This is a genomic window from Bacillus sp. F56 (assembly GCF_001748205.1).
Taxonomy (GTDB): domain Bacteria; phylum Bacillota; class Bacilli; order Bacillales; family Bacillaceae; genus Bacillus; species Bacillus stercoris.
The window spans coordinates 37,211-56,409 of record NZ_BDFC01000007.1 but is presented as its reverse complement, the minus strand read 5'-3'; the positions used below and the strand labels follow the sequence as shown (position 1 = coordinate 56,409).

Below are 19,199 nucleotides of genomic sequence, written 5' to 3'. Positions count from 1 at the left end.
GAAAGGAGGCGGTAGATTGAAGCGTTTTCAATGGGTTTTGCTTTTGGCCGTGCTGATCATAGCAGGGCGTGCAGAAATTGTACAAGCAGCCGGTAATCACGAACAAACGGAAGATCATGCTGAAACGGCCGAGCAATTAGCGGAAAGGACAGCAGCCTCGCTTGAAACAGATAAGATCGGAGAATTTTGGAATGATATTATGACAGAATACGGCGGACTGCTGCCGGAAAGCCAAAAAGGCAGCTTAATCGAGTTTATCAATGGCGATAAATCATTCTCACCGCAAGAATGGCTGAAAGCTCTCTTTTCTTATTTGTTCCATGAAGTGCTAGCCAATGGAAAGCTGCTGGGCACATTGATTTTGCTCACGATTTTTTGCGTCATTCTGCAGCTTTTGCAAAATGCGTTTCAGCAAAGCACTGTCAGTAAGGTCGCTTACTCAATTGTGTACATGGTGCTGATTATCCTTGCGCTGAACAGCTTTCATGTGGCAATCAATTATGCAACTGAGGCCATTCAGACGATGACCAGCTTTATCCTGGCACTCATTCCGCTCCTCTTGGCGCTTTTGGCTTCCTCAGGCGGAGCTGTATCTGCTGCCTTCTTTCATCCTGTTATCCTCTTTCTGATGAACACGAGCGGTCTCTTGATTCAAAATATTGTCATGCCGCTGATTTTCTTATCAGCGATTCTGAGCATTGTCAGCACAATGACCGAACAATACAAAGTAACGCAGCTGGCCAACCTGCTCAGAAATATCGCCATCGGAGCACTGGCTGTTTTTCTTACCATCTTTCTCGGCGTCATCTCTGTTCAGGGAGCCTCAGCTGCAGTGACAGACGGCATTACGCTCAGGACGGCTAAATTCATAACCGGAAATTTTATTCCAGTGCTTGGCCGGATGTTTACAGACGCAACAGATACAGTAATCAGCGCCTCCTTACTGCTGAAAAATACGGTAGGGATTCTGGGTGTCGCTATTTTGATCTGTATCGCGGCATTTCCGGCAATCAAAGTGCTTTCCCTCGCTTTTATTTATAAGCTGGCAGCCGCGATTCTTCAGCCGCTTGGAGGCGGGCCCGTCATCACCTGCCTCGACGTCATCAGCAAAAGCGTCATCTATATTTTTGCAGCTCTCGCCATTGTGTCCCTCATGTTTTTTTTAAGCCTTACTGTCATAATCACAGCCGGGAACCTCACGATGATGATGAAATAAAGGAGGCAGGCGAATGAGTTTTTTAACGGAATGGCTTACCACCATCGTGTTGTTTATCCTATTTGCAATTGTGATTGATATGCTGCTGCCAAGCTCCAGCATGCAAAAGTACGCAAAAATGGTAGTCAGCCTGCTCTTGATTGTCGTCATGCTTACGCCAATTTTTAAACTTTTCAAGACAGATCCCGAAGTCATCTTTGAATACCTCACAAAAAACGAGCAATCAGAGTCCGCCGACATAAAAAATCAAATCAATTCAAAAAAAATAGAAATACAAGCTTCCCAGCGCGCATATATTCTAGAAGAAATGGCTGTCCAACTAAAAAAGAAAGCGGAGGAGAGATTCAGTCATGATGAATATAAAGTAGGCAGCATCAAACTCACGGCAGGAGAAAAGGTAGATTCAGAAGAGGATATTAAAACAATCAGCGTGTATATGGCCCCGTCTTCTGAAAAAACGGTCCAAACGGTCGCGCCGGTCCACATTGATACAGATCATGCATACGTAACGAAAGAAGCAGCCGAACAAAAAGAAGCCAAACAGATCCAAACCCAGCTCGCGGACATTTGGGAAATCGGACGTAAGAAAATTACGGTTCATATGGAAGGCGGGGAGAGTGTCAGCAATGAATAAAAACGGATTATGGAATGTATTGAAAAAGCAGTTTCTTCCGGGACAAACGAAGGACGGCGAAAAGCCGAAGCTGACCAAATATCATTACTTTCTGTTCGTTTTTGTTCTCGGAGTTTCCTTTATGCTTGTCAGCCAGTTGTTTTCTTCACCCGAGAAAACAGAAAACGCCAAAACGATAACGACCGTATCCTCACAAAATTCTGAAGGCAGCAAAGAGAAAACAGCTGAAGTGTTTAAAGCCTCAAAGTCTGACGAGCCTAAAAACTCGATCGATGATTATGAAAAAGAATACGAAAATCAGCTGAAAGAAATTCTTGAAACAATCATTGGAGTGGATGATGTCTCGGTTGTCGTGAATGTTGATGCAACGTCCCTGAAAGTATATGAAAAAAACAAATCAAACAAAAATACGACCACTGAAGAAACAGACAAAGAAGGCGGAACAAGAAGTGTTACAGACCAGACATCGGAGGAAGAAATCGTCATGATCAAAAACGGCGATAAAGAAACACCAGTCGTCGTCCAAACGAAAAAACCTGATATACGGGGTGTACTCGTTGTTGCTCAAGGAGTGGACAACGTTCAAATAAAACAAACCATTATTGAAGCGGTGACACGGGTCCTGGATGTTCCAAGCCACCGGGTTGCGGTTGCCCCTAAAAAAATAAAGGAGGATTCATAAATGCTTAAAAAACAAACCGTTTGGCTATTAACAATGCTCAGTCTTGTCGTGGTGTTAAGCGTCTACTATATCATGTCGCCGGAAAGCAAAAACGCCGTGCAAATGCAAAGTGAAAAAAGCGCGTCTGACAGTGGAGAGGTCGCAACTGAAAAAGCGCCTGCCAAGCAAGACACGAAGGAAAAAAGCGGTACAGAAACTGAAAAAGGAAAAGAAGATGGAACAAAGGGAACGAAAGATTCATCAGCAGACAAGGAAACATCCGCTGAAGCCAGTGAAAAAGGAACTGTTGTTACGGAAACAGCCGATGATGATCTATTTACGACGTACCGTCTTGATTTAGAAGATGCCAGAAGCAAAGAAAGAGAAGAGCTGAATGCCATTGTGTCAAGCGATGATGCAACAGCCAAGGAGAAAAGCGAAGCATACGATAAAATGACGGCTCTCAGTGAAGTGGAAGGAACAGAAAAACAGCTGGAAACGCTGATTAAAACACAAGGTTACGAGGATGCGCTCGTCAATGCTGAAGGAGATAAAATCAATATTACAGTCAAATCAGACAAACACTCCAAATCGAAGGCGACAGCCATTATCGACCTTGTCGCAAAAGAAATCAAAACAATGAAAGATGTCGCTGTCACATTTGAACCCTCTAAATAAGAATGAGGAGAAAAAAGCCCGCTAAACAAGCGGGCTTTTTGCGTTGCTATCATATTAGAGTTGAATTCAAAAGTCCGCTCCTGTAAGATGAACATAGTATGTACTTTTAGTAGTAACCTATAAAAAAAGAAATTTCATACATAGGAGTGCGATTGAATGTTAAATATCAAAGAAATCCACGAGCTGATTAAAGCAATTGACGAGTCTACAATTGACGAATTCGTATATGAAAATGAAGGTGTATCTTTAAAACTGAAAAAACACGAAGCAGGCACTGTTCAAGTCATGCAGCAGGCGCCGGCAGCACCTGTACAGGCACAGGCTCCGCAGGCAGTTCAGCCGCAAGCGCAGCAAGCAGCGCCTGCACCTGCCCAAGAAGCACCAAAGCAAGATGAGAATCTACATAAAATCACTTCACCAATGGTAGGAACATTTTATGCATCTTCATCACCGGAAGCTGGTCCGTATGTAACAGCCGGTTCAAAAGTGAATGAAAACACAGTTGTCTGCATTGTAGAAGCGATGAAGCTTTTCAACGAAATCGAAGCAGAAGTGAAAGGCGAAATCGTTGAAGTATTAGTAGAAAACGGCCAGCTGGTCGAATACGGACAACCTCTATTTCTTGTAAAAGCAGAGTAAGGAGACTGAACATGATTAAAAAGCTATTGATCGCCAACAGAGGAGAAATTGCTGTCAGAATCATCAGAGCCTGCAGAGAGCTCGGTATTGAGACTGTCGCTGTTTATTCAGAAGCTGATAAAGATGCCCTTCATGTTCAAATGGCCGATGAAGCTTTTTGTATCGGGCCAAAAGCATCAAAAGACAGCTATTTAAACGTTACAAATATTGTGAGTGTTGCAAAGCTGACTGGCACGGACGCTATTCATCCGGGATATGGATTTTTAGCTGAAAATGCTGATTTCGCTGAATTATGTGAAGAAGTGAATGTCACGTTTGTCGGCCCGAGCGCTGACGCCATTTCAAAAATGGGAACAAAAGACGTTGCGCGGGAAACGATGAAACAGGCCGGCGTGCCAATCGTACCGGGTTCACAGGGAATTATAGAAAATGTGGAAGAAGCGGTTTCGCTTGCTAATGAAATTGGGTATCCTGTAATTATAAAAGCCACCGCAGGCGGAGGCGGAAAAGGAATCAGAGTTGCCCGCACTGAAGAGGAACTGATTAATGGCATTAAGATTACACAGCAGGAAGCTGCAACAGCATTCGGAAATCCAGGCGTATACATCGAAAAATACATAGAAGATTTTCGCCATGTTGAAATCCAAGTGCTTGCTGATAACTACGGAAACACCATCCATTTGGGAGAACGCGACTGCTCGATCCAAAGACGCCTGCAAAAGCTTTTGGAAGAATCACCATCTCCAGCCCTTGATTCAGAAATCAGGGAGCAGATGGGAGATGCAGCAGTAAAGGCTGCAAAAGCGGTTGGCTACACAGGTGCTGGAACAGTTGAATTTATCTATGACTACAATGAACAGCGCTATTACTTCATGGAAATGAACACGAGAATCCAGGTAGAGCACCCAGTCACAGAAATGGTGACGGGCACGGACCTGATTAAGGAACAAATCAAGGTTGCATCTGGAATGGAACTGGACCTTAAGCAAGAAGATGTTGAATTTGAAGGCTGGTCCATCGAATGCCGAATCAACGCAGAAAACCCAAGTAAAAATTTCATGCCGTCACCTGGTGAAATTAAAATGTACCTGCCTCCTGGCGGTCTTGGTGTCCGCGTCGATTCAGCTGCGTACCCGGGCTATTCCATCCCGCCGTACTACGACAGCATGATTGCAAAGGTAATCACATACGGAAAAACGAGGGATGAAGCGATTGCCCGCATGAAACGCGCATTGAGCGAATTCGTCATCGAAGGCATTGAGACAACAATCCCGTTCCATTTAAAACTGCTTGAACACGAAACATTTGTGAGCGGAGAGTTTAATACGAAATTTTTAGAAACATATGATGTAATGGGCTCATAATTTTTACGGAGGTGAATTGAATGAAAGACAACAGCTTGCTTAAAATGGATCATGAAGATACGCATTTAGGTAAGGTTGAGATTGCACCGGAGGTCATTGAGGTCATTGCCGGCATTGCAGCATCAGAAGTTGATGGGGTTGCCGAAATGCGCGGAAACTTTGCGACAGGCGTCGTCGAGCGCTTTGGCAAAGTGAATCATGGCAAAGGCGTCAAAGTCGACCTGGCGGATGACGGAATTACGATCGATGTATACTGTGTCGTTACATTTGGCGTTTCGATTCCGAAAGTTGCAGCGTCCGTTCAGGAAAACATTCGTCAAACCTTATTAAATATGACGTCTCTTTCGATTAACGAGATTAATATTCACATCGTCGGCATTCAATTTGACACAAAAGCCCAGGAAGTCCAAATCGACGAAGAAATGTAAATGGCTTAACACGAAACCAAGGGGAGGGCGGCCCTTTGGTTTTTTTACACGTTACCCTTTATTTCAAAGCATGAAGAAAGCCGGCTCAAAAGCCGAGTTTCTTCATGAACGTGAAATCCGAATGATCATATTAAGGTTTATGAAAATATTCGGTAATAGGGTGAAAAAACCTTGATTTCAATATGCGGATACGAAAAAAATATGTTATGATCTCTTTGTGGCTTAACGACAAGCGGATAAAGAGGATCAAAGGAGAAAGAAAATGAAAAGAAGAACAGCAAGAGAAAAAGCTTTGCAGGCACTATTTCAAATTGATGTCAGCGATATTGCAGTGAATGAAGCCATAGAACACGCACTGGATGAAGAAAAAACAGATCCTTTCTTTGAACAGCTTGTACACGGGGTATTGGAACACCAAGACCAACTGGATGAAATGATCTCCAAGCATCTGGTGAATTGGAAGCTCGATCGGATAGCCAATGTTGACCGTGCGATTTTGCGCCTGGCAGCATATGAAATGGCATATGCCGAAGACATTCCGGTGAATGTCTCCATGAACGAAGCGATTGAGCTGGCAAAACGGTTTGGTGATGACAAAGCGACAAAGTTTGTAAACGGGGTTCTTTCTAACATTAAATCTGATATTGAACAATCATAGGAGGAAAGAAAATGACTGCAACAATCATCGACGGAAAAGAAACGGCTAGAGAAAAACGCGAACAATTGGCAAAAGAGGTAGAAGAGCTTAAAAAGCAAGGTGTCACTCCCGGACTGGCGGTTATTTTGATTGGAGATGATCCTGCTTCTCACTCTTACGTGCGAGGAAAGAAAAAAGCGGCTGAAACAATGGGAATGAATTTCAAGCTCGATCAATTTGACAGCAGCCTCACAGAAGCTGAACTGCTTTCTATTATTGATCAATATAACCAAGATCCTGAGTTTCACGGGATTCTCGTTCAGCTTCCGCTTCCAGATCATATTTCTGAAAAAGCGGTGATCGAACGTATCTCTCCTGATAAAGATGTAGACGGATTTCATCCGTTAAACGTAGGGAAAATGCTGCTTGGTGAAGATACGTTTCTCCCTTGCACGCCTCATGGAATTGTTGAGCTTTTGAAGAAAACCAATATCGACCTTTCCGGTAAAGAGGTTGTTGTAGTCGGCCGAAGCAACATTGTCGGCAAACCTGTCGGCCAGCTTTTATTAAATGAAAACGCGACGGTTACTTACTGTCATTCAAGAACAGAAAATATTACTGAGCATACGAAAAAAGCGGACATCCTGGTGGTGGCAGTGGGAAGAGCCAACTTCATCAGTGCAGACCAGATCAAAGAGGGCGCTGTTGTCATTGACGTCGGCGTTAACCGTCTGGAAAGCGGAAAGCTTTGCGGAGACGTTGAATTTGAAGGGGCAAAGGAAAAAGCATCCTTCATCACGCCGGTTCCAGGCGGAGTAGGTCCGATGACCATCACGATGCTTGCGCATAATACTGTTAAATCTGCGAAACGTACGTTATCATAGATAATTGGAGATATTCACAGGCGGGGCGTGTTGCCCGCCTTGAATATGAGCACGATACCCGCTTCTTCAGGCTCCTAAAGCCAGGGCGGGTTTTCTTTAGTTATGGTGCAGGAATGCTTAGGAGAGGAGTTTTTAGACATGGGTGAAGCAGCGTATGTTACCGTCTCAGCGCTGACAAAGTATATAAAACGAAAATTCGATGTAGATCCTCACCTAGAAAATATTTGGATTAAAGGCGAATTATCGAATGTAAAGATACACACACGAGGCCACATTTATTTCACTTTGAAAGACGAAAACGCAAGAATGCAGTCGGTGATGTTCGCGAGACAAAGCGAGCGTCTGCCTTTTAAACCTGAAAACGGTATGAAAGTGCTGGTCAGAGGCGGAATTTCCGTATATGAACCGAGCGGAAACTATCAACTATATGCCAAAGAAATGCAGCCTGACGGGGTCGGAGCGCTCTATTTAGCGTACGAAGAATTAAAAAAGAAGCTTGCCGGAGAAGGTTTATTTGACGACCGCTACAAAAAACAAATCCCCGCATTTCCAGCCACAATCGGGGTTGTGACATCTCCAACGGGTGCCGCTGTCAGAGATGTTATTACAACTCTAAAAAGAAGATATCCCCTTGTGAAAGTCATTGTTCTTCCAGCGCTCGTACAAGGAGAAAATGCGAGCAGATCCATCGTTGCGCGCATTGAAGAAGCAAATGAAAAAGAGATGTGCGACGTATTAATTGTCGGGAGAGGCGGCGGTTCGATAGAAGAACTGTGGGCATTCAATGAAGAAATTGTAGCTCGCGCAATCTTTGCTTCCAATATTCCAATTATATCGGCAGTTGGGCATGAGACGGATTTTACGATCAGTGATTTTGTCGCAGATATCAGAGCAGCGACGCCGACAGGGGCAGCTGAGATTGCCGTGCCTCATACCACTGATTTAATCGAACGGACAAAAACAGCGGAAGTCAGGATGACAAGAGCGATGCAGCAGCATCTCGGCCAGAAAAAAGAACGGATTCAAACGCTGCAATCGTCCTATGCCTTTCGTTTTCCAAAGCGATTGTATGCGCAAAAAGAGCAGCAGTTTGACCTCGCGTACCAGCAGTTTCAAGCACAGCTGACCGCTCTTTTAGATCGGAAAAGCAGACAGTTGGAGCGGGAAACGTACAGATTAGAGGCGCTGCATCCTCATGAACAGCTGAAGCAAGCGAAAACACGCTACGAGGAACAAACAAATCAGCTGAGAAAAAATATGAATATCCAAATGAAGCAGCTGCATTCCCAATTCCAAACAGTTCTTGGCAAGCTGAATGCACTAAGTCCTCTTCAAGTGATGGAAAGAGGATACAGTCTTGCTTATAAAGAAGATAAACTCATTAAAAGTGTCAATCAGATAGAAGAGAAGGACCGGCTAGAAGTGAAGCTGACGGATGGCGTGCTGGCCTGTGAAGTATTAGAAAAGAGAGGGGAAGAAAAATGACAGACGTGAAAAAAAATGAAAACATGACATTTGAAGAAGCGATGAAAGGGCTTGAGAGCATTGTCTCAAAGCTTGAAGAGGGGGATGTGCCTCTAGAGCAAGCGATTAACTATTTCCAAGAAGGCATGGCTTTATCCAAAATGTGCCATGAAAAGCTGCAAAAAGTCGAAAAGCAAATGGACTTCATTTTAAAAGAAGACGGCGAACTGGCACCTTTCAGTGTTCAGGAGGAAGACGAAGGTGACAAATAAATTAACGGGTTTTCTGGCGGACCGGAAAAAAACAATTGAAAATCAGCTTTCTGTCTATACAGAAAAGCTTGATATGCCGGACTCATTAAAGAAATCTATGCTGTATTCTCTAGAGGCCGGCGGAAAGCGGTTGCGTCCTCTGATTGTACTGGCTGTATTAAACGCATATGGAAAAAGCGAACAAGACGGCATTCCGGTCGGCTGTGCTGTCGAAATGATTCACACGTATTCGCTAATTCATGATGATCTTCCATGCATGGATGATGACGATTTGCGCCGCGGGAAACCGACAAATCATAAAGTATTTGGTGAAGCGACAGCAGTATTAGCGGGTGACGGACTGCTCACGGAAAGCTTTAAGCTCATCACCTCCCACGTGTCAGACAAGGTGTCAGCAGAAAAGCGCCTTCGGCTTGTCAATGAACTGATTTCAGCGGCAGGCACCGAGGGCATGGTCGGAGGGCAAGTAGCTGATATGGAAGCGGAAAACCGCCAAGTCACGCTTGAAGAGCTCGAATCCATTCATGAACGGAAAACTGCCAAGCTTCTAGGTTTTTGTGTAATCGCCGGCGCGATTTTGGCGGATGCACCTGAGGAAGACATTGAAACCCTGCGTACCTTCAGCAGCCACATTGGAATCGGTTTTCAAATCAGAGACGATATTTTAGATTTAGAAGGCAGTGAAGAGAAAATCGGCAAACGTGTCGGCTCGGATACCACAAATGACAAATCGACTTACCCATCACTTCTTTCATTGGAAGGGGCCAAACGCAAATTGGATGCTCATATAAAAGAGGCGAAGCGATTAATCGGGGGACTCTCTCTTCAAAAAGACCTTTTGTATGAGCTTTGTGATTTAATTGCGGCAAGAGATCACTAAAACGATCCTAATTTGAAGCGGCTGCACGAGATATGGTAAAATGTAAGCAGTTTATATGAAAAATGAAAAGGAAAGCGCGTTTGTCTTTTTTTATGTCCGAGATGATTGTCCAGCTCGGCATTCTGGAAGACATGTGTCATTGCAGAAATTCATGCTGAAAGTGAGTTGATCCGCTTTGGATCTTTTATCAATACAGGACCCGTCGTTTTTAAAAAACATGTCCATTGATGAATTAGAGAAATTAAGTGATGAAATCCGTCAGTTTTTGATTACAAGTTTATCCGCTTCCGGCGGCCACATCGGCCCAAACTTAGGTGTCGTAGAGCTTACTGTTGCACTGCATAAGGAATTTAACAGCCCGAAAGACAAGTTTTTATGGGATGTAGGCCATCAGTCGTATGTCCATAAGCTGCTGACAGGTCGCGGAAAAGAATTTGCGACGCTTCGCCAGTACAAAGGGCTTTGCGGATTTCCAAAGCGGAGCGAAAGCGAGCACGATGTTTGGGAAACCGGGCACAGCTCGACTTCTCTGTCAGGCGCGATGGGAATGGCAGCTGCGCGTGATATTAAAGGAACGGATGAATATATTATTCCGATTATTGGGGACGGCGCGCTGACCGGCGGAATGGCGCTTGAAGCCCTTAATCACATCGGCGACGAGAAAAAAGACATGATTGTCATTCTTAATGATAATGAAATGAGTATTGCACCAAATGTCGGCGCCATTCATTCTATGCTCGGACGGCTTCGCACTGCGGGGAAATACCAGTGGGTCAAAGATGAGCTTGAATACTTATTTAGAAAGATTCCGGCAGTTGGAGGCAAGCTTGCCGCGACAGCTGAACGGGTCAAAGACAGCCTGAAATACATGCTCGTCTCCGGAATGTTTTTCGAGGAGCTTGGTTTTACGTATTTGGGCCCGGTGGACGGACATTCTTATCATGAGCTGATTGAGAATCTTCAATACGCCAAAAAAACGAAAGGCCCTGTTCTCCTGCATGTCATCACGAAAAAAGGGAAGGGGTACAAACCGGCTGAGACCGATACAATTGGAACATGGCACGGTACCGGACCATACAAAATTAATACCGGTGACTTTGTAAAACCGAAAGCCGCAGCTCCTTCATGGAGCGGCCTTGTCAGTGGAACTGTGCAGCGAATGGCGCGCGAGGACGGACGCATTGTAGCCATTACGCCGGCTATGCCTGTCGGTTCAAAGCTTGAAGGGTTCGCAAAGGAATTCCCTGACCGGATGTTCGACGTAGGAATCGCAGAACAGCATGCCGCAACAATGGCTGCAGCTATGGCAATGCAGGGTATGAAGCCGTTTTTGGCAATTTACTCAACCTTCCTGCAAAGGGCATATGACCAAGTCGTTCATGACATCTGCCGCCAAAATGCCAATGTGTTTATTGGTATTGACCGTGCAGGACTCGTTGGCGCAGATGGAGAGACACATCAAGGCGTGTTTGATATTGCGTTTATGCGTCACATTCCAAACATGGTCTTAATGATGCCGAAAGACGAAAATGAAGGCCAGCACATGGTTCATACAGCACTTAGCTATGACGAAGGTCCGATAGCGATGCGTTTTCCGCGCGGAAACGGACTCGGCGTAAAAATGGATGAACAGTTGAAAACGATTCCGATCGGTACGTGGGAGGTGCTGCGTCCAGGGAACGATGCTGTCATCTTAACATTCGGTACAACAATTGAAATGGCGATTGAGGCAGCCGAAGAGCTGCAGAAAGAAGGCCTTTCCGTGCGCGTTGTGAATGCGCGTTTTATTAAGCCGATTGATGAAAAGATGATGAAGAGTATCCTAAAAGAAGGCTTGCCAATTTTAACAATTGAAGAAGCGGTCTTAGAAGGCGGTTTCGGAAGCTCGATTTTAGAATTCGCTCATGATCAAGGTGAATATCATACACCGATCGACAGAATGGGTATCCCTGATCGGTTTATTGAACACGGAAGCGTAACCGCGCTTCTAGAGGAAATTGGACTGACAAAACAGCAGGTGGCAAACCGTATTAGATTACTTATGCCGCCAAAGACACACAAAGGAATTGGATCATGACGTCAAAGAAAGAACGATTAGATGTATTATTAGTGGAAAGAGGGCTGGCGGAAACGCGTGAAAAAGCCAAAAGAGCCATTATGGCGGGGATCGTCTATTCAAACGAAAACCGCTTGGACAAGCCTGGAGAAAAAATTGACCGCGACCTTCCGTTAATCGTAAAAGGAAACCCGCTGAGGTATGTGAGCAGGGGCGGTTTAAAGCTCGAAAAAGCGCTGAAGGAATTTCCCGTCTCTGTCAAAGATAAAATTATGATTGATATTGGCTCCTCCACTGGCGGTTTTACGGACTGCGCTTTGCAAAATGGAGCTAAACAGTCATACGCTGTGGATGTAGGCTATAATCAGCTTGCGTGGAAGCTCAGACAGGATGAACGGGTCGTCGTGATGGAACGGACGAACTTCCGTTATGCAACACCGGCAGACTTTACAAAGGGCATGCCGGAGTTTGCCACAATAGATGTGTCCTTTATTTCCTTGCGGCTCATCCTTCCTGTCCTTAAAACATTGCTCGTACCGGGCAGCGACTGCATGGCTCTTGTTAAGCCTCAGTTTGAAGCGGGACGGGAATCGGTCGGCAAAAAAGGGATTGTCAGAGATCCTAAAGTGCATGCTGATGTGCTCAAGCGAATGATCAGTTTTTCTGCCGCTGAAGGCTATATCTGTAAAGGCCTGTCATTTTCTCCGATCACGGGAGGAGACGGAAATATTGAGTTTCTCCTTCATTTGTATTGGCCGGGAGAGGGACAGGCAGGTCAGGAACTGCCGGAAGAAGAGATCATGCGCGTTGTAGAAGAGGCACATACGACGTTAAAAGAAAAAAAAGCAGATGTACCGGAATAATAGTGCGCTATTATTCCTTTTTTCTGCATTCATGTACAATGTGCAGAGAATCATATAACATAAAAGAACAGATAAGCTGGAAATAGAGGTGCTTACATGAACAAAGGCCAGAGGCATATTAAAATCAGAGAGATCATTACGAGCAATGAAATCGAAACGCAGGATGAATTGGTCGACATGCTGAAGCAGGATGGCTACAAAGTGACGCAAGCGACGGTATCACGGGATATTAAAGAACTTCACCTTGTAAAAGTGCCTACGAATAATGGTTCTTACAAATACAGTCTTCCGGCGGACCAGCGTTTCAATCCGCTTTCAAAGCTAAAGCGGGCATTGATGGACGCATTTGTGAAAATAGACTCAGCAAGCCATATGATTGTGCTGAAAACGATGCCGGGCAATGCCCAGGCAATCGGGGCGCTGATGGACAATTTGGACTGGGATGAAATGATGGGGACCATTTGCGGAGATGATACGATTTTAATTATTTGCCGGACTCCTGAAGATACAGAAGGCGTAAAAAACAGGCTGCTTGAACTGCTGTAACAGAAAAACTAACAAAGATAAGAGGTGTAATGCTGTTTGTTAGCTGAACTATCGATTAAAAACTTTGCCATTATTGAGGAACTGACGGTTTCTTTTGAACGCGGGCTTACGGTTTTAACAGGAGAAACCGGAGCCGGCAAATCCATCATTATAGATGCCATTTCTCTTTTAGTCGGAGGCCGCGGATCATCTGAATTTGTTAGATATGGGGAAGCAAAAGCAGAACTTGAAGGGCTGTTTCTTTTGGAGAGCGGCCATCCCGTTTTAGGCGTATGCGCTGAGCAGGGAATCGACGTTTCAGACGAAATGATCATCATGAGAAGAGATATCAGCACGAGCGGGAAAAGCGTTTGCCGTGTCAATGGCAAGCTTGTCACGATTGCCTCGCTAAGAGAGATCGGCAGGCTTTTATTAGATATTCACGGGCAGCACGATAACCAGCTGTTAATGGAAGACGAAAATCATCTCCAGCTCTTGGACAAGTTTGCCGGAGCCGAAGTGGAAAGCGCGCTCCAAGCGTATCAGGAAGGGTACCAGCGGTATATGAAGCTGCTCAAAAAGCTAAAACAGCTTTCTGAAAGCGAACAGGAAATGGCCCACCGCCTTGATCTCATTCAATTTCAGCTCGAAGAAATCGAATCAGCAAAGCTTGAGATCAACGAAGATGAACAGCTTCAAGAAGAGCGTCAGCAAATTTCAAACTTTGAGAAGATATATGAATCGCTGCAAAATGCATATAATGCGCTTCGCAGTGAACAGAGCGGATTGGACTGGGTCGGAATGGCATCAGCCCAGCTTGAAGATATATCTGATATTAACGAACCGCTGAAAAAACTGTCTGAGAGTGTTTCGAACTCCTACTATCTGCTTGAGGACGCTACATTTCAGATGAGAAATATGCTGGATGAGCTTGAATATGATCCGGAACGCCTGAACTATATTGAGACGCGGCTCAATGAAATCAAACAGCTGAAACGAAAATATGGTGCCACTGTCGAAGACATTTTGGAATACGCTTCTAAAATTGAAGAAGAAATTGACCAAATTGAAAACAGGGACAGCCACCTCCAAAGCCTGAAAAAGGAGCTTGACTCCGTTGGCAAGGATGTCGCAGTGGAGGCGGCAAATGTTTCTCAAATCCGGAAAACATGGGCGAAAAAACTGGCTGATGAGATTCATCGGGAATTAAAAAGCCTGTACATGGAAAAATCAACGTTTGATACGGAATTCAAAATCAGACAAGCGTCACGCAATGAAGAGGCACCGGTTGTAAACGGCCAGCCTGTTCAGCTGACTGAACAAGGGATCGATCTGGTGAAGTTTTTAATTTCAACCAATACAGGCGAGCCGCTGAAATCTCTTTCGAAAGTCGCTTCAGGTGGAGAGCTGTCACGGGTGATGCTTGCCATAAAAAGCATTTTTTCCTCACAGCAGGATGTGACATCGATCATTTTTGATGAGGTTGATACCGGTGTAAGCGGCAGGGTCGCACAGGCAATTGCTGAGAAGATTCATAAAGTGTCAATAGGATCACAAGTGCTTTGTATTACACACTTGCCTCAGGTGGCTGCCATGGCCGATACGCATCTTTATATTGCGAAGGAGTTAAAAGACGGCAGAACGACGACACGTGTCAAGCCGCTTTCTAAGCAGGAAAAAATAGTGGAAATCGGACGCATGATTGCAGGTGTCGAGGTAACCGATTTAACGAAACGCCATGCGAAAGAACTTTTAAAACAAGCGGATCAAGTCAAAACAACTGGGTAAGCTGCGCGAAAAGCGCAGCTTATTTTTTTTGTTTACATCCATTCGTTCATCAGTATATCCAATGTTTTTCTTCATATGACAGTTATAAATAAGCCTCCAAAAGGCAAAATTAAATGATGTAGCAGCAAGTCATAAAGAAGGTGTGGGATAGGAGCGAGGAGAGTGAAGTAGTGAATGCCCGATAACATCAGAAAAGCAGTAGGTTTAATTCTCCTTGTTTCGTTATTAAGTGTAGGTTTATGCAAACCGCTAAAAGAGTATTTACTGATTCCAACGCAAATGAGAGTATTTGAAACCCAAACACAAGCGATTGAAACAAGCTTATCGGTAAACGCTCAGACATCAGAATCGTCAGAAGCGTTTACAGTAAAGAAAGATCCGCACGAAATTAAGGTGACAGGCAAAAAGTCAGGTGAGTCAGAATTAGTATACGATCTTGCCGGATTTCCAATTAAAAAAACAAAAGTGCAAGTTCTTCCTGATTTAAAGGTTATACCTGGCGGACAATCAATCGGTGTAAAACTTCATTCCGTCGGTGTTCTTGTCGTCGGATTTCATCAAATCAATACAAGTGAAGGCAAAAAATCTCCGGGAGAAACGGCCGGAATTGAATCGGGCGACATCATTATTGAAATGAATGGACAGAAAATTGAAAAAATGAATGATGTAGCCCCATTTATCCAAAAGGCCGGAAAAACCGGTGAATCTTTAGATTTACTGATCAAACGTGACAAACAAAAAATCAAAACAAAGCTGATTCCACAAAAGGATGAACAAGAAGGCAAATACAGAATCGGATTATATATCAGGGATTCTGCTGCCGGCATTGGCACTATGACCTTTTATGAACCGAAAACAAAAAAATACGGAGCACTTGGCCACGTGATTTCCGATATGGACACAAAGAAACCGATTGTGGTGGAGAATGGAGAAATCGTTAAATCCACTGTGACATCAATTGAAAAAGGTACAGGCGGTAATCCGGGAGAAAAACTGGCGCGATTTTCCTCAGAACGCAAAACGATCGGGGATATTAACAGAAACAGCCCATTTGGGATTTTCGGCACGCTGCATCAGCCGATTCAAAACAATATTTCAGATCAAGCACTGCCGGTTGCATTTTCTACTGAAGTCAAAAAAGGGCCGGCTGAAATTTTAACGGTTATTGATGATGACAAGGTGGAAAAATTTGATATTGAAATCGTCAGCACAACGCCGCAAAAATTCCCTGCGACAAAAGGAATGGTGTTGAAAATTACTGATCCAAGGCTGTTGAAAGAAACAGGAGGCATCGTACAGGGGATGAGCGGAAGCCCGATCATTCAAAATGGAAAAGTGATCGGCGCTGTCACCCATGTGTTTGTAAATGACCCGACAAGCGGCTACGGTGTTCATATTGAATGGATGCTGTCAGAAGCAGGAATCGATATTTACGGAAAAGAAAAAGCAAGCTGACTGCCGGAGTTTCCGGCAGTTTTTTTGTTTTGATCCCTCTTCACTTCTCAGAATACATACGGTAAAATATACAAAAGAAGATTTTTCGACAAATTCACGTTTCCTTGTTTGTCAAATTTCATTTTTAGTCGAAAAACAGAGAAAAACATAGAATAACAAAGATATGCCACTAATATTGGTGATTATGATTTTTTTAGAGGGTATATAGCGGTTTTGTCGAATGTAAACATGTAGCAAGGGTGAATCCTGTTAACTACATTTGGGGAGGAAGAAACGTGGAGAAAATTAAAGTTTGTGTTGCTGATGATAATCGAGAGCTGGTAAGCCTGTTGAGTGAATATATAGAAGGACAGGAAGACATGGAAGTGATCGGCGTTGCTTATAACGGACAGGAATGCCTGTCGTTGTTTAAAGAAAAAGATCCCGATGTGCTCGTATTAGATATTATTATGCCGCATTTAGACGGACTTGCGGTTTTAGAGAGGCTGAGGGAATCAGATCTGAAAAAACAGCCGAATGTCATCATGCTGACAGCCTTTGGACAGGAAGATGTCACGAAAAAGGCCGTCGATTTAGGCGCGTCCTACTTTATTCTCAAACCGTTTGATATGGAAAACCTTGTCGGTCATATCCGCCAAGTCAGCGGAAATGCCAGCAGTGTGACGCATCGTGCGCCATCATCGCAAAGCAGCATTATACGCAGCAGCCAGCCTGAACCAAAGAAGAAAAATCTCGACGCGAGCATCACAAGCATTATCCATGAAATCGGCGTCCCAGCCCATATTAAAGGCTATCTCTATCTGCGTGAAGCAATCTCAATGGTATACAATGACATCGAATTGCTCGGCAGCATTACAAAAGTCCTCTATCCGGACATCGCCAAAAAATTCAACACAACCGCAAGCCGTGTAGAAAGAGCGATCCGCCATGCAATTGAAGTGGCATGGAGCAGAGGAAACATTGATTCCATTTCCTCGCTGTTTGGTTATACTGTCAGCATGACAAAAGCTAAACCTACCAACAGCGAATTCATTGCAATGGTTGCGGATAAGCTTAGATTAGAACATAAGGCTTCTTAAACATGTGGATATTATGTGATAATTAAATCAAACGTCTTTTATTTATTGGTTTGCGCTGATAAATAGGAGGCGTTTTGTTTTTGGGGACATTTGTTATCATAGGTGATGGATATGAAAAATTTATTTTCCGTAAGGAGTGAGGTATGTGTTTGAAAAATATGGTCTGCTGATTGCTTTATTTATTCTTGCGCTTTGCGTCAATTCGAACATCATTACAGATTCACGCTTACTAGGCACCCTGATTGACTTTATCTCATTTACAGTCATGGTTTCATGTGTTCTCGCTGCTTGGATTATCAAAAACAAACAATCAGGATCAAATTGAAACCTTTCTCCTGCAAAATCGTAAGTAAAACGTATTGATGTAAAAAGGAGACGTACGAATGAAAAAGAAAAAAACAAGAAAGCGTGATGGGCTTTTCCTAGATTTTCTTTTTGAAGTAGGTGGGGAGCTCTTTCTTTTGCTGTTTCGGTGTGTACATAAACTATTTATATAAAGGGAAAAAAGACTGCCGAATGCGTTTCGGCAGTCTTTTCATATTAATCTTTATAAGGCACCCAGCCAGGCGTGTTCACAATGGCTTGCCATAGCGGTTCAGGCAAATGATATTTTTCTTTATCTGTGCCTTTGATTACTGTTTCGATTTGCTTTTCACGGCCTTCTTTTACTTTTACCGCCCAGTCAGGGTCAACTAAAACTTCTCGTCCCATTGCGACTAGTGGAATACCGTTTTCGATGACGGCCAGCGCGTCATCTGCGGAATGGATGGAACCGACGGCGATCAGCGGCACTTTGTTTCCGACACGTTCATTCAATAAGTCCATGCGTGTGCGAGTTGGATCTGCACCGCGGCGTGCTTTTGAGTTCACGTCCATCAGTGAAATATGAAGATAATCCAATTCTTTATCCCCTAAAGCGTCAACAAGCGTAAAGGTTTCAGTCATTGTCAATCCTGGTGTTTCAGGTTCTTCTGGAGACAGACGGTAGCCGACTAAGAACGCGCCCTTCGCATGTTCTGAAGCGGCTTTTTTCACTTCGTCAACAATAGCAAGCGGGAAGGCTAATCGTTTCTCATCGCTTCCTCCCCAGCGGTCCGTGCGCTGATTGGTTTTTGGAGAATAAAACTGCTGAATCAAGTAGCCGTTTGCACCGTGAATTTCGACACCGTCAAAGCCGGCTTCAATGGCGCGTCTTGTCGCTTCTCCAAACGCCTTTACGATGTGTTCAGCTTCTTCTTCTGTTAATGCGCGGGCGATTTGTTTGCCGTTATCAAACACGTCACTTGGCCCCACAACATCTTGTTGAGGAACGAGCTCAGACGGACATTCGATGCCGCCGTGATGAATTTGCACAACGGCTTTAGCGCCTTGTGCCTGAATGGCTTGTGCTAATGTTTTTAAACCCGGAATGTTGGAATCGTCGTGGATGGCCGGCTGCCCAGGAAAAGCTTTTCCGTCCGGTGTGACATTTGCGCAGGCTGTAATCACCATTCCCATCTCTTTTGAACGAGGGATGATGTAGTCAAGCTCTGTTTCAGAAATTGTACCGTCTTCATTAGAAGCGTAATGAGTCATTGGTGCGACTGCAATCCGGTTGTCGATTGTAACACCGCTTTTAAACGTGAAGGGTTCAAACAGCGGCTTATACTTAGGATTCATTTGATCATCTTCTTTCG

At 44.3% G+C, this 19,199-nt stretch carries 20 protein-coding genes; 19 read left to right on the top strand and 1 reads right to left on the bottom strand.

All coding sequences use genetic code 11. From position 1 onward, the window contains the following. The first annotated feature begins 16 nt into the window (after window positions 1-16). The 19 genes from spoIIIAE to BFW96_RS11305 all read left to right on the top strand — a co-directional run bounded on the left by spoIIIAE (window position 17) and on the right by BFW96_RS11305 (window position 17,848). Window positions 17-1,216 carry a stage III sporulation protein AE gene (spoIIIAE, locus tag BFW96_RS11400; RefSeq protein ID WP_040082661.1) on the top strand — a complete coding sequence of 400 codons (1,200 nt, stop codon included), beginning with the start codon at window positions 17-19 and terminating at the stop codon, window positions 1,214-1,216. Window positions 1,217-1,229: 13 nt separating this feature from the next. Beyond that, window positions 1,230-1,850 carry a stage III sporulation protein AF gene (spoIIIAF, locus tag BFW96_RS11395; RefSeq protein ID WP_069839475.1) on the top strand — a complete coding sequence of 207 codons (621 nt, stop codon included), beginning with the start codon at window positions 1,230-1,232 and terminating at the stop codon, window positions 1,848-1,850. After that, complete coding sequence (gene spoIIIAG, locus BFW96_RS11390; protein WP_069839474.1) at window positions 1,843-2,532, top strand: stage III sporulation protein AG; 690 nt, start codon at window positions 1,843-1,845, stop codon at window positions 2,530-2,532. The genes spoIIIAF and spoIIIAG overlap by 8 nt, the downstream gene beginning before the upstream one ends. Next, window positions 2,533-3,189, top strand: coding sequence for a stage III sporulation ratchet engulfment protein SpoIIIAH (gene spoIIIAH, locus BFW96_RS11385; RefSeq protein ID WP_003230250.1), 657 nt, complete (start codon window positions 2,533-2,535; stop codon window positions 3,187-3,189). A 156-nt stretch (window positions 3,190-3,345) separates the two neighbouring features. After that, complete coding sequence (gene accB / locus BFW96_RS11380; RefSeq protein WP_003236898.1) at window positions 3,346-3,828, top strand: acetyl-CoA carboxylase biotin carboxyl carrier protein; 483 nt, start codon at window positions 3,346-3,348, stop codon at window positions 3,826-3,828. An 11-nt stretch (window positions 3,829-3,839) separates the two neighbouring features. After that, entirely contained in the window at window positions 3,840-5,192 is a 1,353-nt protein-coding gene (accC, locus tag BFW96_RS11375; protein WP_014664563.1) for an acetyl-CoA carboxylase biotin carboxylase subunit, read from the top strand. Between the two features lie 20 nt (window positions 5,193-5,212). Then, window positions 5,213-5,620, top strand: coding sequence for a fatty acid biosynthesis protein YqhY (gene yqhY, locus BFW96_RS11370; RefSeq protein ID WP_003230254.1), 408 nt, complete (start codon window positions 5,213-5,215; stop codon window positions 5,618-5,620). Between the two features lie 262 nt (window positions 5,621-5,882). Then, window positions 5,883-6,278, top strand: a complete 396-nt coding sequence (gene nusB / locus BFW96_RS11365) for a transcription antitermination factor NusB (protein WP_003230256.1) — start codon at window positions 5,883-5,885, stop codon at window positions 6,276-6,278. 11 nt (window positions 6,279-6,289) lie between these two features. Further along, window positions 6,290-7,141: a bifunctional methylenetetrahydrofolate dehydrogenase/methenyltetrahydrofolate cyclohydrolase FolD gene (folD, locus tag BFW96_RS11360; RefSeq protein ID WP_003226403.1), complete on the top strand. Its 852-nt coding sequence runs from the start codon at window positions 6,290-6,292 to the stop codon at window positions 7,139-7,141. 138 nt (window positions 7,142-7,279) lie between these two features. Beyond that, entirely contained in the window at window positions 7,280-8,626 is a 1,347-nt protein-coding gene (gene xseA, locus BFW96_RS11355) for an exodeoxyribonuclease VII large subunit (protein WP_069839473.1), read from the top strand. After that, window positions 8,623-8,877 (top strand): exodeoxyribonuclease VII small subunit, encoded by a 255-nt coding sequence (locus BFW96_RS11350; RefSeq protein WP_003226409.1) that lies wholly within the window; start codon window positions 8,623-8,625, stop codon window positions 8,875-8,877. Before xseA ends, BFW96_RS11350 begins: the two co-directional genes overlap by 4 nt. Beyond that, on the top strand, window positions 8,867-9,757 hold the full coding sequence (locus BFW96_RS11345) for a polyprenyl synthetase family protein (protein ID WP_069839472.1): 891 nt from the start codon (window positions 8,867-8,869) through the stop codon (window positions 9,755-9,757). Before BFW96_RS11350 ends, BFW96_RS11345 begins: the two co-directional genes overlap by 11 nt. Before the next feature lie 175 nt (window positions 9,758-9,932). Then, on the top strand, window positions 9,933-11,834 hold the full coding sequence (gene dxs / locus BFW96_RS11340; protein ID WP_069839471.1) for a 1-deoxy-D-xylulose-5-phosphate synthase: 1,902 nt from the start codon (window positions 9,933-9,935) through the stop codon (window positions 11,832-11,834). Continuing rightward, complete coding sequence (locus BFW96_RS11335; RefSeq protein ID WP_069839470.1) at window positions 11,831-12,676, top strand: TlyA family RNA methyltransferase; 846 nt, start codon at window positions 11,831-11,833, stop codon at window positions 12,674-12,676. The genes dxs and BFW96_RS11335 overlap by 4 nt, the downstream gene beginning before the upstream one ends. 96 nt (window positions 12,677-12,772) lie before the next feature. Then, a complete protein-coding gene (gene argR, locus BFW96_RS11330) occupies window positions 12,773-13,222 on the top strand; it encodes an arginine repressor ArgR (protein ID WP_003230265.1) in 450 nt (149 codons plus the stop codon). 36 nt (window positions 13,223-13,258) lie between these two features. Further along, window positions 13,259-14,989: a DNA repair protein RecN gene (gene recN / locus BFW96_RS11325; protein WP_069149850.1), complete on the top strand. Its 1,731-nt coding sequence runs from the start codon at window positions 13,259-13,261 to the stop codon at window positions 14,987-14,989. Window positions 14,990-15,163: 174 nt separating this feature from the next. After that, entirely contained in the window at window positions 15,164-16,444 is a 1,281-nt protein-coding gene (gene spoIVB, locus BFW96_RS11320) for a SpoIVB peptidase (protein WP_069839469.1), read from the top strand. A gap of 275 nt (window positions 16,445-16,719) precedes the next feature. After that, entirely contained in the window at window positions 16,720-17,523 is an 804-nt protein-coding gene (gene spo0A, locus BFW96_RS11310; protein ID WP_003226427.1) for a sporulation transcription factor Spo0A, read from the top strand. Between the two features lie 145 nt (window positions 17,524-17,668). Further along, window positions 17,669-17,848, top strand: a complete 180-nt coding sequence (locus BFW96_RS11305; protein ID WP_014664554.1) for a hypothetical protein — start codon at window positions 17,669-17,671, stop codon at window positions 17,846-17,848. A gap of 215 nt (window positions 17,849-18,063) precedes the next feature. Here BFW96_RS11305 and BFW96_RS11295 read toward each other — a convergent pair whose 3' ends face one another. Next, complete coding sequence (locus tag BFW96_RS11295; protein WP_069839468.1) at window positions 18,064-19,182, bottom strand: NADH-dependent flavin oxidoreductase; 1,119 nt, start codon at window positions 19,180-19,182, stop codon at window positions 18,064-18,066. Window positions 19,183-19,199: the final 17 nt, after the last annotated feature.